This window comes from Myxococcus xanthus (genome assembly GCF_013116825.1).
GTDB lineage: Bacteria > Myxococcota > Myxococcia > Myxococcales > Myxococcaceae > Myxococcus > Myxococcus xanthus_B.
Window position 1 is genome coordinate 14,731 of the sequence record NZ_JABFNS010000020.1, and the last position, 13,279, is coordinate 28,009.

Consider the following 13,279-nt stretch of genomic DNA (forward strand, 5'->3'; position numbering starts at 1 on the left):
GCTGCCATGCCGGGGTAAACCCAAGGGAGCTCTGTCATGACCTCCGCCCACCTGCCGCCGACGCCACCTCCACTCCCGACGTTGACCCCCACGCCGGGCGAGCTGGCTCACGCGCAGCGGCGCGGGGGGCGCTCCGCGCTCGTCGGTCTGGGGCTGGTGGGGCTGGTGGCGCTGACGAGCCCCGTGCTGGGCTACGTGGAGGACGTGCGCAACGCGCGCGAGGAGCTGCTGAGCCGGCTGCTCAACCAGGCGCAGGTGCAGTCGGAGGCGCTGGGCGTCCACCTGGGGCTGTTGGAGGCGGAGCTGGCCCGCGTGGCCGGGCACCCCGCGCTGTCCCCTGAGGACGGCGCCTCCCCGGCGGAGCTGGCCCTGCTGGAGAGCGCCTTCTACCATTCGTCCCTCTTCTCCGAGGGCGTGGCCCTGCTGACGCCCGAGGGCGAGCGCGTCTGGAGCGACCCTCCGGACATGCCGCTGGGGCGCTCGCCGCTGACGCAGCGGCCCTGGTTCCGCCGGATGGTGGAGGGCCGCCAGCCGGAAATCGACCTGCTGGAAGGGGAGGGGGGGCCCATCGTGGTCGCCGTCCCCATGTTCCAGGACGGCCGCTTCAAGGGCGTGCTGCTGGGGGAGCTCCGCGCCAGCGCGCTGCCCACGCGGCCCACCGCGCAGACGTCACTGGTGCTGATGGATGACCACGGTCAAATCCTGATGCCGGTGGGGTTCAAGCTGGGCGCCGGGGACATCACGGGGCGGCTGCGCGCGCTGGCGAACATGCCGGGGCCGCTGACGCTGGATGACAAGCACATGATGGGCGCGGGCGCGTGGGTGGGGAAGAGCGACCTGCTGTTGGTCGTCCTGGAGGAGGAGACGGCCACCGCGGGCCTCCGGGCGCGCTTCCTGCGGCAGCTGGCGTTCCACATCGCCCTGCTGAGCAGCACGCTCATCATCTTCATCCTCCTGCTGCGGCACTCCTACCGGTCGCTGCTGGCGGCCGAGGAGCGGCTGCGACGCCAGGAGACCATGGCGGCGCTGGGGACCGCGGCCTCGCTCATCGCGCATGAGGTGAAGAACGCCCTCAACGGCATCCAGGCCGCGCTGTCCGTGCTCCGGCATACCCCCGCGGGCAGCGAGCTGCCCGTGGGCGCGCTGCGCTCGCAGGTGGAGCGCCTGAGCCATCTGGCGCGCTCGCTGCTGTCCTTCGGGGCGCCTCGTGCCGCGCTGCGCCGCCGCTGCGAGGTGCACCTGCTGGTGAAGGACGCGCTCCAGGGTGTGAAGCTGCTGCCGGAGTCCGAGGCCGTGGCGCTGACCACGTCCCTGGAGGAGTCCCTGTGGGTCCAAGGGGATGCCGCGCTGCTGGTGTCCGCCATCGACAACGTGTTGCGCAACGCGGTGGAGGCGGGCGCGGTGGCGAAGGACACAGGGATGCAGCCGGCACCGTGGGTGAGCGTGCGTCTGACGCGGGAGGAACATGACGCCGTGCTCGTGGTGGAGGACAATGCGGGCGGCGTGGATCCGCGTCTTGAGCCCAGGTTGTGGGAGCCTTTCGCCACCGGGCGGGCGAAGGGCGTGGGGCTGGGGCTGCCCATGGCGCGTGCCTCCGTGGAGGCCCATGGTGGCAGTCTGAACTATGTCCGGAGTCCGCTGGGAAGCCGCTTCACGCTGCGCCTTCCGTTGGAGGTGGCCCGATGAGCACCTATCTGTTGCTGGTGGATGACGACCGGACCTTCGCCTCGCTGGCGGCCTCGGTGCTGCGCCACGAGGGCTTCCGCGTCACGCTGGCCCATTCGCTCCACGACGCCCGTGGGGCCATGTCCCGCGAGGCGCCGGACCTGGTGGTACTGGACCGGCGCCTGCCGGACGGGGACGGCATCGACTTCCTGCCGGAGCTTCGCGCCCAGCTTCCGGACACGCCCGTGTTGATGGTGACGGCGCACGGCGACATCGCCAGCGCGGTGGTGGCCATCCAGGCGGGCGCGCGCGACTACCTGTCCAAGCCGGTGGAGCTGGATGACCTGGTGCTGCGCGCCCGCCGCGCCGTCGCGGACCTGCAGCTCCAGGAACGGCTGCGTCTGGCGGAGAGCGAACTGGGCGGACGGCGGCGCCTGTCGCGTCCGCACTCGCCGAAGATGCTCGCCGCGCTTCAGATGTTGGAGCGCATCGCCAAGGCGCCGCGCAGCCCGGTGCTGCTGCTGGGCGAGACGGGCGTGGGCAAGGAGGTGATTGCGCGCCACCTGCACGCGCTGCAAGGCGGGCAGGGCTCGTTCGTCCACGTCAACTGCGCCGCGCTGCCCGCCACCATGGTGGAAAGTGAACTCTTCGGCCATGAGCGCGGCGCCTTCACCGACGCGCGAACCGCCCGCCGCGGCCTGGTGGAGGTGGCCGCGGGCGGCGTGCTCTTCCTGGACGAGGTGGGCGAGTTGCCGCTGCAGCTCCAGGCCAAGCTGCTCACCTTCCTGGACAAGGGCGCCTTCCGCCGCCTGGGCGGCACCGCCGAGCTGAGCAGCAGCGCGCGCGTGGTGACGGCCACCAACCGCGACCTGACCAAGGAGGTGGCCGAGGGCCGCTTCCGCGAGGACCTCTACTTCCGCCTGAGCGTCTTCCGGGTGGACATTCCGCCGCTGCGCGAGCGCCGCGAGGACCTGTTGCCCCTGGCGCAGTCCCTGGTGGCGGAGCTGGGCGCCGAACTGGGGCGCCGGCCCGTGAGCTTCTCCAGCGCCGCGCGCGCCCGGCTGGAGCGCTACCCGTTCCCCGGCAACGTCCGTGAGCTGCGCAACGTGCTCGAGCGGGCCCTGGTGCTGGAGGCCGGCCCCGAACTGGAGCTCTCCTCCCTGGAGCCGCAGGGCACCAGCGTCCCGCCTGACGTGGACCCCGACGCGTTCGTCGTCTCCGGGCCTCCGCGCCCCTTGCAGGACGTGGAGCGGTTGTACGTCCGGCACGTCCTCGCCCGCTTGGATGGGCGCCGGATGGAGGCCGCCCGGGTGCTGGGGCTCTCCTATCCCACCTTCCTCCGCCGGCTCGAGGAGGAGTAGGCGAGGGCGCTGCAAGATTCTTGAGGTCAGCGGCCTCAAGGATTTTTAAGTCTGGATTCGGGACTTAAAATCGTTTTCATATTCCCAACCGCAATCATCTTGCGTTCCCTCTGAGCCTGTCGGAAGGCGGACGGCACGCGCTTTGCGGAGGGCCTCCACGTGAATCAGCGCACGCGGCAGTCGCGGCGACTTGTGTGGAGGTGTGATGTCGACTTCGAAGAGTCCTGAGGGCGTTGCTTCCCCCTGGAAGGCGCTGGCCACGGACCTGCCTTCTTCCCTGGTAGTGTTCCTGGTGGCGTTGCCGTTGTGTATGGGAATCGCGCTGGCTTCAGGCGCGCCCATCGTCAGCGGGCTCATCGCGGGTGTGATTGGCGGCATCGTGGTGGGGCTCTTTGGAGGCGTGCCCCTCCAGGTGAGCGGTCCCGCGGCCGGCCTCGCGGTCATGGTGTTTGGCTTCATCCAGCAGATGGGCCTGGCGATGACGTGCGCGGCGGTGGCCGTCGCGGGCGTGGTGCAGATGATTCTCGGTGGGTTGAAGGTGGCGCGCGGCGCGCTGGCCATCTCTCCCGCCGTCATCCACGGGATGATGGCTGGCATCGGCATCCTCATCGTCCTGGGGCAGGTCCACATCGTGATGGGCGGCGCGCCGCAGTCGAGCGCGTGGCAGAACGTGAAGGAGCTGCCGGGGCAGATTGCGGACCTTCATGGCGCCGCGACGCTGCTGGGCCTGCTGACCATTGGCCTGATGGTGGCGTGGCAGTTCGTTCCCGGGAAGTTGAAGAAGGTCCCAGGTCCGCTCGTGGCCGTGGTGAGCGCCACCGCGGCGGCGACCTTCATGGGCGCCGATGTGGCCCGGGTGGAGCTGCCGGAGAACATCTTCTCCAGCATCCAGTTGCCCACCTTCCCGAAGGGCGACTGGGTCACCTTTGGCACGGCGGTGCTGTCGCTGGCGCTGGTCGCGAGCGCGGAGTCGCTCTTGAGCGCGGTGGCCACGGACAAGATGCACACGGGCCCCCGCGCGAACCTGGACCGCGAGCTCTTCGGTCAGGGCCTGGCGAACACGATTTCGGGCATGGCGGGCGGCCTGCCCATCACCGGCGTCATCGTCCGCAGCGCCACCAACATCACCGCCGGCGCGAAGACGCGGCTGTCGGGCACGCTGCACGGCGTGTGGCTGCTCCTGTTCATCACGTTGCTGGGCTCGGTGGCGGGGCTCGTCCCCCTCACCGTGCTGGCGGGTCTGCTCGTCTTCGTCGGCGCCAAGCTGGTGAACGTGCACCACATCCGTGAGCTCCAGAAGCGAGGGGAGCTGGCCGTGTACCTGGTGACGGTGGCCGGCGTGGTGGGCGTCAACCTGCTGGCCGGTATCGGCATGGGCCTGGCGTTCGCGGTGCTGCGCCTGCTGTGGCACCTGGGCACCGTCAAGGTGGACGTGCACCAGCAGGCGCATGCGTCCTATCTGGTTCGAATCTCGGGCGCGCTGACGTTCGTCGGCGTCCCCAAGCTGTCCACCGCGCTGGCGCAGGTGCCGTCGGGCTCCAAGGTGGAGCTGGACCTGGCCGTGCAGACGCTGGACCACTCCGGGCACGAAGCCCTGGAGAGCTGGTGTGACACGCATCGCAAGACGGGTGGCTCGGTGTTCGCCGAGTCGCTCGAAGACGTCTGGAGCCGCAAGGGCACGGTGAAGCCGAGCAGCCCCGTGGTCGTTGACGGTCCCAATCACAACTCGCTTGTCTCTGGAGGTGCGCAGTGAGGAAGCTCATTCGCGGTCTGTTGGATTTTCAGCTCAACGCCCGTTCCAGCTACCGGGAGAAGTTCGCGTTGCTGGCGCAGGAGCAGAAGCCGGATTGCCTCTTCATCGCCTGCGCGGACAGCCGCGTGGTGCCCAACCTGCTCGTGTCCACGGACCCGGGCGACCTGTTCGTGGTCCGCAACGTCGGCAACATGGTGGCGCCGTCGGATTCGAAAGGGCAGTCCACGGGCGACCAGTCCGAGGCGGCCGCGCTGGAGTTCTCGCTCCGCAACCTGCCGGTGGAGGACATCGTCGTGTGCGGCCACTCGAACTGCGGCGCGATGAAGGCCATCCTCGCTGGCGGCGTGGGGCCTGAGAACCCGAACCTCAAGGGCTGGCTCGAGCACGGCAAGGACGCGCTCCAGCGGATGAATGCGAACCCGACGCTGGGGGAGGGCCGGTCGGATTACGATCGCCTGTCCCAGAACAACGTGCTGGTGCAGATGGAGCACATCTCCACCTATCCGTGGGTGAAGGAGCGTCTCGACGCGGGCACCCTGCGGCTGCACGGCTGGTGGTTTGACATCGCCACCGCGCAGGTCCACGCCTGGCGCCCGTTGCTGGGCCGCTTCGTCCCCATGGACGAACTGGTGGGCGAGATTCTGCTGCGCGAGCTGGGCGCGGACACCCACGCCCCCGGCGCGCTCGCCAACGGCAACGGTGCTCAGCGCATGTCGGTGGTGGCCAGCGCGCAGTAGCCCGGTGGAAGCAGGCAACCAGGGGAGCGGCTCGAATCGAGCCATTCTCCTGGTGGCCAAAGGCCGGTGAGGGGGAGAGGATGGGGAGCAGCTTCGATGACTCCCTTCCTCTTCATGCTCGTCGTCCTGGGGTTTTCCGTGGGTGCGGGACTGTTGGGTTCGTTGCTGGGTATCGGCGGCGGGCTCATCCTGATTCCCGTGCTCACGTTGCTCCTGAAAGTGGACATCCAGTACGCGGTGGGGGCGTCCATCGTCTCCGTCATCGCCACGTCCAGCGGCGCGGCGGCGGCCTACGTGCGCGACCGGATGGCCAACACCCGCGTGGCCATGTTCCTGGAGCTGGCGACCACCGCGGGCGCGCTCAGCGGCGCGTACATGTCCGGGCTGGTGGGTGGGCGCGGCGTGTACCTCGTCTTTGGCGGCGTCATGGCGTGGTCGGCGCTGGTGATGCTGCGGCGGATGCGGGCGAGCGCCGAGGCGCCGGTGCCCGCGGACGCGCTGGCGGACCGGCTGGCGCTGCACGGCAGCTACTGGGATGAGTCGCAGGGCCGTGAGGTGTCCTACCGCGTCACGCGGCCACTGACGGGATTGGGGCTGATGTACGTGGCGGGCACGGTGAGCGGCATGCTGGGCATCGGCTCGGGCGCGCTCAAGGTGCCGGCCATGGACCTGGCCATGCGGCTGCCGCTGAAGGTGTCCACGGCCACCAGCAACTTCATGATTGGCGTGACGGCGGCGGCCAGCGCGGGCGTCTACTTCGCGCGCGGCAACATCGACCCGTTCATCGCGGGGCCGGTGTGCGTGGGCGTCACGCTGGGCGCGTGGCTGGGCTCGCGCCACCTGATGGCCCGGGTGAACAGCACGTGGCTGCGCGCGCTCTTCGTGGGCGTGCTGCTGTGGGTGGCCTTGGAGATGCTGCGCAAGGGGTGGGCGTCATGAGCGAGGCACCGACGCCGGAGCCGCGAAGCCCCGAGGCCGCCGCCGCGGTGGTGCAGGACGGCGAGGACGCTTCGCTGCTCCATCCGGAGCAGCTCATCAGTGACTTGCTGCGGTACGGCGTGGCCGCCAGCCTGGCGTTGGTGACGCTGGGCACCGTGGTGACCTTCTTCCGCCACCCGGACTACCTCGTCTCGTCCGAGGCGCTGCTGCGCCTCACCTCGCCGCACCCGGTGCCGCACACCCTGGGGGACGTCGTGGCGGGGGCGCTGGCCGCCCGGGGCCAGGCGTTCGTCATGGCGGGACTGCTGGTGATGATGGCCGTGCCGGTGATGCGGGTGGCCCTGTCGCTGCTCATCTTCCGCCAGCAGAAGGACCGGCTCTACGTGGGAATCACCGCCACGGTGCTGGCGATGCTCGTCCTGTCCTTCCTGCTGGGCGCGGCGCACTGAGGCGCGTCAGCGCAGGTCGCCGGGGCGCTTCACGGGCTTGCCCGGCGTGGCCCACCACGCGAGCGTGAAGCCGCCGTTCTTCAGGGGATGGAGCGCCAGCGCCGCGCCCTTGCGCAGCTTGTCCGGCAGCTCATGCTCCAGGGCGCGAATGGCCGCGCGCTCCAGCGAGGGGTTGTGGCCCACCAGGGCCCAGCCCGCGCCGCGCTCGCGGCCCAGGTCGACGATGCGCTTGTGCGCGCCGCGCTGGGGCAGCAGGGCGGGGTGGACCTCCACGCCGGACACGCCGAAGGCCTCGGCGAGCAGCTCCGCCGTCTGGACGGCGCGCACCAGCGGACTGGTGATGATGCCGCGCAGGGGCGTGAGGCGTGCCAGCTTGCGTGCGTGGTGGCGGAAGGCCGCGCGACCTTCCGGAGTGAGGGCGCGCGCCTCATCGCCCAGGACGTGAGAGTCCTCCGCGACGGCGTGGCGGATGAACAGCAGCGGCAGCTCGCGTGCAGACATGGTGAGCGCCGTGAATCACTCCGGGCGTCCCCGCGCAAGCAACGGACTGGCGACAACGTCTACCCTTCGAAATCGTTGAGCGCGTCCAGGGGCAGCGGCGCCGCGCCCGTCACGGTTCCGTCCAGGTCCGTGGGCAACGAGGCGGGGTCGACCTCCGGGGAGGGACGACTGTCCATGGGCGTGGCCGCGGCGCGCGAGGCGGCCCCTGGCGGTGGGCGGAGCACCGGGCCCGGCGGTGGCAGGCCGGAGTGGCGCCGCGCGGCCTCCATCAGCGCGTTGTGGTGGCGGTAGCGCGCCTCCACCAGCTTGTGCACCAGGAGCGGTCCGCCGGGGACGCGGCGCGCGGTGAGGGCCTGGGTGGCCTTGCGCACCGGGTAGCGCACCCGGCGAATCTGCACCCGCCACCCCTTGGGCGTGAAGGTGAAGACGCCGTAGGCGGGGCGCAGGTCTCCATCCCGGGGGATGCCCGCGCTGGCCACGTCCGCGATGAGCATGCGGCCCACGCGGCGGCGGTAGGGGAAGTGCAGGTGCCCGAAGGCGCAGGCCGCCGCGTCCAGGTGGCTGAAGAAGCGGCGCACCGCGACGTCATCCAGCGTGGGGTCCAGCGACTCCTCGAGGTTGCGCGGGTTGGCGTGGCAGACGAAGAGGTCCTGTCCCTTGCGCGGCGTGTAGCGCACGGAGAAGGGCAGGGCGCCCAGCTTCTCCAGCAGCGCGCCGCCCAGCTGGTCCCGCGTCCAGCGCAGCAGCTCCGTCTTCCAGTGGTCCTTCTCCCGGTAGGCGCCGCCCAGGTAGTTGCCCGCCAGGTAGCAGTCGGTGTTGCCCATCAGGACGGAGTCACACCGGTCGAAGAGCAGGTCCACCGTCTCCCGGGGATGGGCGCCACGCAGCGCCAGGTCTCCGGCCGCGACGATGTAGTCGGGGGCCACAGAGCGGGCGATGTCCTCGAGGACGGCCTCGCAGGCGGGAAGATTGCCGTGGATGTCCGCGAGGATGGCGACCCGCATGGTCACTCCATCCTACCCTGTCGCCGCGCTCGATGAAGCCGCCAGGGGCAGAAAAATGGTGAAGGTGCTCCCCTCGTTGGGTTCGCTCTCCACCTTGACCTCGCCGTCCATGGCCTGCAGCAGGTGCTTGACGATGGCGAGCCCCAGTCCGGTACCGCCCATGTCCCGGCTGCGGCCCTTGTCCACCCGGTAGAAGCGCTCGAAGATGCGCGACTGGTGCCTGGCCTCGATGCCCACCCCCGTGTCCTTCACCCGCACCACGCAGCGGCCTTGCTCGCACGCTCCGTAAACATCCACCTGGCCCCCCGCGGGCGTGTACTTCACCGCGTTGTCCAGCAGATTGAGCAGCACCTGCTCCACGGCCCGGGGATCCCCCTCCGCGAGTAGGTCTGGAGGGACGTGGAGTGAAATCAGCTGGCCCTTGCCCTCGGCCTTGGGGCGCACGGTGTCGGCGGCGCGGGCGGCGGCGTCGGCCAGGGTGACGCGGGCGAGCTTCAGGCTCACCTCGCGCGACTCCAGGCGGGACAGCTCCAGCAGGTCCTCCACCAGTTCGGACAGGCGTTCGGACTGGCGGTGGATGATTTCCACCATCTTCGGCGCCATGACGGGGTCATTGAGGGCGCCGCCCTGGAGCGTCTCCGCGTAGCCGCGGATGGCGGTGATGGGCGTGCGCAGCTCGTGCGACACGTTGGCCACGAAGTCCTTGCGCACCTTCTCCAGCCGGCGCAGCTCGGTGACGTCGTGGAAGACGGCGGCGCTGCCTGGCAAATCCTTGGCCAGCGGCGTCACCCGGATGGAGAGCGTGCGCGGGAAGTGGCCGTCCAGCGTGAGCTCCAGGTGGCTGGATGCGGCCTCCCGGCAGGCGCGCATCACGGCGTCGTGCAGCGCCTCGTTCCGGATGAGGGCCAGGGGGCGCTGGCCGGTGAGCGCGCTGCTCGTGGACGCCAGCAGGGGCCGGAGCGCGTCGTTGTGGCGCACCACCGTGCCCTCTGCGTCCGTGACCCAGACGCCCTCCGTCATGCCGTCCAGCACGGCGGTGAGGGTGCGCGCCTCCTGGGTGAGCGCCACGTTGCGCGCGGACAGCTGGGCGTGCAGCGAGTCGATGGCGCCCTCGAGCCCGGCCACCTCGTCCAGCCGCTCAGGGACGCCAGGCGGGGCGGGGGGGCCGCCCTCGGCGCGCTCGCGGGTGTGGCGGGCCAGCAGGTCGAGCTGCCGCTGCAGCGTTCCGCGGCTCATGCCCAGGGACATGAGGGAGCCGGCGAGCGCGACGAGCGCCGCGGCGAAGACCTCCTTCGGCCCGTCGAGGAGGGCGACGAGCGTCGCGACGACGACGGCGGGCAGCAGGAGCGGAAGGAGTGTGGCGCGCAGGGGCATGGGCGGGGCGGCCTCACGGGGGGCTGAGCTTGTAGCCCACGCCGCGCACCGTCTCGATGATGTCCCCGGCGGGGCCCAGCTTCTCGCGCAGCCGCTTGATGTGCGTGTCCACGGTGCGGGTGTGGATCTCCGCCTGGATGCCCCAGACGTCCGACAGCAACACCTCGCGCGTCTGCACCCGGTCCGAGCGCTCCAGCAGCGTGCGCAGCAGGCGGAACTCCAGCGCGGTGAGGAGCACTTCCTCGCCCTTCACGCGCACCTGGTGGCGGGTGGTGTCCAGGCTGATGTCGCCGGAGGCGAGCACCGTGGAGGGACCGTCCTCCGCGTCCGCGCGGCGCAGCACGGCCTTGACGCGCAGGAGGAGCTCGCGGACGGAGAAGGGCTTCACCACGTAGTCGTCGGCGCCCAGCTCCAGGCCCTGCACCCGGTCGGACTCCTGGCCCTTCGCGCTGACGATGATGACGGACGCCTTGCGCAGCTCGGTGTCCGCCTTGAGCATGCGCAGCACCTCGCTGCCCGCCACGTCCGGCAGCATCAGGTCCAGCAGCACCAGGTCTGGCGGATGCGCGCGCGCCTTGGCGAGCCCGCTCGCGCCGGTGTTGGCCGTCTCCGTCTCGAAGCCCGCGGCCCGCAGGTTGTAGTCGACGAGGCCCGCCAGGTCCTGCTCGTCCTCGATAATCAGGATGCGCGACATGAAGCCCTCTCGAGTCCCTCCGCGCTCAGTGCGCGATGGACGGATTGCAATCTCCACCGGTCAGCGTCAGGGGCGCGGCAATCACCGGGGCGTTGTCGCCCGCGTTGACCTCACGGAGGTAGTTGCACGAACTCCCCAGGAAGCCGGGCGGGGTCCCCGTGGTGATCGCCTCGATGACGAGCGCGTAATCTCGGCCCACCGGCACGTCCACCGCCAGCTCCAGGCTTCCTCCCGACTGGAGGGTCGCCAGGTCCACGGGGAAGCGGAGGGCCCTGCCCTCGCGCCCCTGGGCGTCCTTCAGCACCACCAGGTCGTCACGCCGCACCTGGGTGCCCAGGCACGTGCGCTGAATCTCGGTGCAACTGCGGCTGGAGCCTCGCGACACCACGGCCACCTGCAGGGCCTGGACGTCGTTGGCCACCGCGCGCTCCATCGTCAGGGCGAGCGGAAATCGGCCCGCGGGCTCGGCGTCAGGGCCGCACGCGCCAAGGCCGAGCAGCAATAGCGGGGACAGGAGGCGCAGGCTCATGGGGTGGGAGGCTCCACGCGGATGGTGATGGGAACGCGGCCCCGCTCTTCGCCGGAGGTCAGCGCCACGATGCCGGCGGTGGCGCCAATGGCCACCGCGCCCACGCCCACCCAGAGCCAGGGGCTCTTGTACCAGGGACGGGAGGACGGGTCGGCGGCGGCGCCGGCGCGCACGGCCCGGGGCGCCACCTGGAAGATGAGCGGCTGGAAGGAGTCTCCCCGGCCCGCGAGCCGGCGCTGGGCCGCGTCCGCGACCTCGAAGTAGTACTCCATCTCGTAGGCCTCGGCCTCGGTGGGCACCTCGTAGGCCGGCAACACCGCGCGGTAGCGTTCGCTGGGGCGGCCGTCGGGGGCTCGCTCACGCGCGAAGTCCACCGAGTTGTAGGCCTCGTCACCGGCGCGCCGGTAGAAGAGGCGCGCGCGGGCGCCCAGCGCCAGGTCCTGGATGGATGCCTCCACGACGACGGGCTCGCCGCCCGGCGGATCAGGGATGGGGTCCACGTCCAGGGTGACGGGGCGGACGCGCCGGCTCTTGATGTCCTCGCGGATGCGCGCGTAGAGGGCGCGCAGCTTGGGCGGGGAGCTGCGGGGGAGCTCATAGTCCGGCCGGGCCTGGAGCAGCTTCTCGTAGGCGTCGCGCGCCTGGGGCTCGTCCCCCAGGTAGAGGGCCGTGAGGCCCAGCAGGCGGTACATCTCCACCAGCTGATCATCCGTGAGGTCCGGCGCATCCAGGCCTTCCAGGAGGGTGCGACGTGCGTCTTCGAATTCGCCCTGGTCGAACTGCTCGCGGGCCTCGGTGATGGCCGGGCTGGCCGGGCCGAGCTGCGAGAGAACGGGCTCCGGGAAGAGGGGCCGGCTCCAGCCCGGTCGGGCACCCAGGCCCAGCACCAGGATGAGGGCCCACCCGCGCAACCGCCAGCCATGTGCGTGCATCGATTCGAACCTATCAAAACGTTATCGAGAGAATCCACGAAGGCCGGCCCATCGGGGGTGACGGGGCGGTGACATCTTCGTGGCGGTGGTGCACGAGGGCGTGTTGACGCTGGAGGGGCCACCCTCTATGTTGCGCGCCCCTTTTGGCCTGGAAGCAGCGTAAATGCTCGTAAAGGTTGATCAAATCAAGGACGCAGGGCTGAAGCTCGAGGAGCCCGTCAATCTCGAGCTGCTCGGTGAGACGCTGGGAGGCGCTGCCTCCGGCGAGGATACCGGATTCAGGGCCACGGCCCCGGCGACGCTGAAGGCGTCGCTGCGCAAGCTGAGCGGCGGTGTGCTGCTGGAGGGGCGCTTCACGGTGGACGTCACCAGCCCTTGCAAGCGCTGCCTCGCCGACGTGGCCACGAAGGTCCCCGTGGAGTTCACGCTCAACCTGGTGCCGGAGTCCCTGGCGCGGGGCGACGACTTCAAGGACGACGACGAGAAGGCCATGGAGAAGAAGGAGCGCAGCCAGGGTGAGTCTGGCGGCTCCTTCGAACTGGACGACGCGGATCAGGAGCTCTTCGACGGGAAGACCATCAACCTGGACCCCATCGTCCGGGAGCAGCTCCTGCTGGCCCTGCCGATGAGCGCCGTGTGCCGGGAGGACTGCAAGGGCCTGTGCTCGCAGTGCGGCGCGAACCGCAACGACGTCGCCTGCACCTGTGATCCCCGGCCCGTGGACCCGCGGCTGGCGCCGCTGAAGAACATCAAGCTCAGCAACTGAAGTGAGTCAGGAGTGCAGGGCCGCCTCGTGAGAGGGGGCCCTGAAACGACAAGGGCCGCGGCCTCCATTGGATGGAGACGCGGCCCGTCGTGCTTCGCAGCACCCGGGAAGGGCGCTGTGTGCGGCTGTGGGTCAGGCCTGGGCCTGAGCCACCACTTCACGGCCCTTGTACTGGCCACAGGACGTGCAGGCGCGGTGAGGCATCACCGGCTCCTTGCAGTTCGGGCACTTGGTCACCTGCACGGCGCTCCGCAGGTTGTTGTTGGCCGCACGGCGGCGGTCACGACGCATCTTCGAAGTACGCTTCTTGGGGACACCCACGGCTCACCTCTATATTCGACGCCGACCCGGAGCGTTCGCGCCGGTCCGGACCGGTTGAGTCCAATGTCTTTCGCGCTGTGCCGGGGTCCCCGGCTCCGTGCGCAACACTCTCTGCTCGAAACCGGTCTGGGGCGGTCGCCGAAGGCTCCCGTACTCCATGTCCGGCTTCGGAAGGCGGCGGACCCTAGCGGCTCGAAGCCCCCGAGTCAATGTGGCAACGCGGGAGGGCCCGTTATCTCCCGGGCACCGTCTAT

Annotated in this window: 14 protein-coding genes; 7 read left to right on the forward strand and 7 right to left on the reverse strand. The window is 70.4% G+C overall.

Annotation, left to right across the window (positions count from 1 at the left end; all coding sequences use genetic code 11):
• Nucleotides 1–36 precede the first annotated feature (36 nt).
• From HNV26_RS08095 to HNV26_RS08120, 6 genes are all read left to right on the forward strand, one after another.
• Nucleotides 37–1,686: a sensor histidine kinase gene (locus HNV26_RS08095; protein WP_171440898.1), complete on the forward strand. Its 1,650-nt coding sequence runs from the start codon at nucleotides 37–39 to the stop codon at nucleotides 1,684–1,686.
• Nucleotides 1,683–3,026: a sigma-54-dependent transcriptional regulator gene (locus tag HNV26_RS08100; RefSeq protein ID WP_171440897.1), complete on the forward strand. Its 1,344-nt coding sequence runs from the start codon at nucleotides 1,683–1,685 to the stop codon at nucleotides 3,024–3,026. Before HNV26_RS08095 ends, HNV26_RS08100 begins: the two co-directional genes overlap by 4 nt.
• Nucleotides 3,027–3,231: 205 nt before the next feature.
• Nucleotides 3,232–4,779 (forward strand): SulP family inorganic anion transporter, encoded by a 1,548-nt coding sequence (locus tag HNV26_RS08105; RefSeq protein WP_171440896.1) that lies wholly within the window; start codon nucleotides 3,232–3,234, stop codon nucleotides 4,777–4,779.
• The gene (locus HNV26_RS08110) at nucleotides 4,776–5,516 is read left to right on the forward strand and encodes a carbonic anhydrase (RefSeq protein WP_171440895.1); all 741 of its coding nucleotides are present in this window, start codon (nucleotides 4,776–4,778) and stop codon (nucleotides 5,514–5,516) included. The genes HNV26_RS08105 and HNV26_RS08110 overlap by 4 nt, the downstream gene beginning before the upstream one ends.
• 96 nt (nucleotides 5,517–5,612) lie before the next feature.
• A complete protein-coding gene (locus HNV26_RS08115; protein ID WP_171440894.1) occupies nucleotides 5,613–6,455 on the forward strand; it encodes a sulfite exporter TauE/SafE family protein in 843 nt (280 codons plus the stop codon).
• Nucleotides 6,452–6,904, forward strand: a complete 453-nt coding sequence (locus tag HNV26_RS08120; RefSeq protein WP_171440893.1) for a DUF1634 domain-containing protein — start codon at nucleotides 6,452–6,454, stop codon at nucleotides 6,902–6,904. Before HNV26_RS08115 ends, HNV26_RS08120 begins: the two co-directional genes overlap by 4 nt.
• 6 nt (nucleotides 6,905–6,910) lie before the next feature.
• On the opposite strand, the gene HNV26_RS08125 is transcribed toward HNV26_RS08120, so the two are convergent.
• From HNV26_RS08125 to HNV26_RS08150, 6 genes are read right to left on the reverse strand one after another with little or no spacing between them, the layout of a single operon-like run.
• Nucleotides 6,911–7,405, reverse strand: coding sequence for a SixA phosphatase family protein (locus HNV26_RS08125; RefSeq protein ID WP_011554767.1), 495 nt, complete (start codon nucleotides 7,403–7,405; stop codon nucleotides 6,911–6,913).
• A gap of 59 nt (nucleotides 7,406–7,464) precedes the next feature.
• Nucleotides 7,465–8,409: a metallophosphoesterase family protein gene (locus tag HNV26_RS08130; protein ID WP_140793614.1), complete on the reverse strand. Its 945-nt coding sequence runs from the start codon at nucleotides 8,407–8,409 to the stop codon at nucleotides 7,465–7,467.
• Nucleotides 8,410–8,421: 12 nt separating this feature from the next.
• The gene (locus HNV26_RS08135) at nucleotides 8,422–9,783 is read right to left on the reverse strand and encodes a sensor histidine kinase (RefSeq protein ID WP_171440892.1); all 1,362 of its coding nucleotides are present in this window, start codon (nucleotides 9,781–9,783) and stop codon (nucleotides 8,422–8,424) included.
• 13 nt (nucleotides 9,784–9,796) lie between these two features.
• On the reverse strand, nucleotides 9,797–10,477 hold the full coding sequence (locus HNV26_RS08140; protein ID WP_171440891.1) for a response regulator: 681 nt from the start codon (nucleotides 10,475–10,477) through the stop codon (nucleotides 9,797–9,799).
• Nucleotides 10,478–10,502: 25 nt separating this feature from the next.
• Nucleotides 10,503–11,006: a hypothetical protein gene (locus HNV26_RS08145; protein WP_171440890.1), complete on the reverse strand. Its 504-nt coding sequence runs from the start codon at nucleotides 11,004–11,006 to the stop codon at nucleotides 10,503–10,505.
• The gene (locus tag HNV26_RS08150; RefSeq protein ID WP_171440889.1) at nucleotides 11,003–11,938 is read right to left on the reverse strand and encodes a tetratricopeptide repeat protein; all 936 of its coding nucleotides are present in this window, start codon (nucleotides 11,936–11,938) and stop codon (nucleotides 11,003–11,005) included. Before HNV26_RS08150 ends, HNV26_RS08145 begins: the two co-directional genes overlap by 4 nt.
• 163 nt (nucleotides 11,939–12,101) lie before the next feature.
• On the opposite strand from HNV26_RS08150, the gene HNV26_RS08155 reads away from it, so the two are divergent.
• Nucleotides 12,102–12,704 carry a YceD family protein gene (locus HNV26_RS08155; protein WP_171440888.1) on the forward strand — a complete coding sequence of 201 codons (603 nt, stop codon included), beginning with the start codon at nucleotides 12,102–12,104 and terminating at the stop codon, nucleotides 12,702–12,704.
• A gap of 132 nt (nucleotides 12,705–12,836) precedes the next feature.
• Here the strand turns inward: HNV26_RS08155 and rpmF are convergent, their stop codons facing one another.
• On the reverse strand, nucleotides 12,837–13,025 hold the full coding sequence (gene rpmF / locus HNV26_RS08160) for a 50S ribosomal protein L32 (protein ID WP_090495526.1): 189 nt from the start codon (nucleotides 13,023–13,025) through the stop codon (nucleotides 12,837–12,839).
• Between the last annotated feature and the right edge of the window lie 254 nt (nucleotides 13,026–13,279).

Coding starts and splice junctions, on each gene's coding strand:
- HNV26_RS08095 (WP_171440898.1), top strand. CDS start 37: ATGACCTCCGCCCACCTGCCGCCGACGCCACCTCCACTCCCGACGTTG.
- HNV26_RS08100 (WP_171440897.1), top strand. CDS start 1,683: ATGAGCACCTATCTGTTGCTGGTGGATGACGACCGGACCTTCGCCTCG.
- HNV26_RS08105 (WP_171440896.1), top strand. CDS start 3,232: ATGTCGACTTCGAAGAGTCCTGAGGGCGTTGCTTCCCCCTGGAAGGCG.
- HNV26_RS08115 (WP_171440894.1), top strand. CDS start 5,613: ATGACTCCCTTCCTCTTCATGCTCGTCGTCCTGGGGTTTTCCGTGGGT.
- HNV26_RS08120 (WP_171440893.1), top strand. CDS start 6,452: ATGAGCGAGGCACCGACGCCGGAGCCGCGAAGCCCCGAGGCCGCCGCC.
- HNV26_RS08125 (WP_011554767.1), bottom strand. CDS start 7,405: ATGTCTGCACGCGAGCTGCCGCTGCTGTTCATCCGCCACGCCGTCGCG.
- HNV26_RS08130 (WP_140793614.1), bottom strand. CDS start 8,409: ATGCGGGTCGCCATCCTCGCGGACATCCACGGCAATCTTCCCGCCTGC.
- HNV26_RS08135 (WP_171440892.1), bottom strand. CDS start 9,783: ATGCCCCTGCGCGCCACACTCCTTCCGCTCCTGCTGCCCGCCGTCGTC.
- HNV26_RS08140 (WP_171440891.1), bottom strand. CDS start 10,477: ATGTCGCGCATCCTGATTATCGAGGACGAGCAGGACCTGGCGGGCCTC.
- HNV26_RS08145 (WP_171440890.1), bottom strand. CDS start 11,006: ATGAGCCTGCGCCTCCTGTCCCCGCTATTGCTGCTCGGCCTTGGCGCG.
- HNV26_RS08150 (WP_171440889.1), bottom strand. CDS start 11,938: ATGCACGCACATGGCTGGCGGTTGCGCGGGTGGGCCCTCATCCTGGTG.
- HNV26_RS08155 (WP_171440888.1), top strand. CDS start 12,102: ATGCTCGTAAAGGTTGATCAAATCAAGGACGCAGGGCTGAAGCTCGAG.